The following is a 306-nucleotide window of genomic DNA, read 5'->3' on the forward strand; positions in this document are numbered from 1 at the left end:
GCCCCCGGCGGGCTCCGTATGCAGAAATCACTTTACCACCGGGAAGAGGAAAACAATATTCATTCTCTTTTATACTATCCAGATGAATGGAGAAACTTTTGCGCCCGTTAAAGAGCCCGGGAGTCTTGACTCTGATATGGTTTACTTCCATTGCGGTAAAATTACTCTTGGCCGGCCCCCCAGCCCATGCCGCCACACTTATGAACAATAAAAATAGTAATTGTGTGCTTTTCATTATCTCATTTTAAAAATAAATTAATTCTTCATCCTTGGACGCTGCAAACTCTTTCAAGAGCTCCAACATAT

General features: G+C 42.5%; 1 protein-coding gene. It reads right to left on the reverse strand.

The window, feature by feature from the left end; translation table 11 throughout:
- The coding region (locus PZH32_RS12615) for a hypothetical protein (RefSeq protein ID WP_275208592.1) at nt 1-235 on the reverse strand (235 nt) is incomplete at its 3' end.
- Nucleotides 236-306 lie beyond the last annotated feature (71 nt).

This window comes from Adlercreutzia equolifaciens (assembly GCF_029076695.1).
Taxonomy (GTDB): domain Bacteria; phylum Actinomycetota; class Coriobacteriia; order Coriobacteriales; family Eggerthellaceae; genus Adlercreutzia; species Adlercreutzia equolifaciens_A.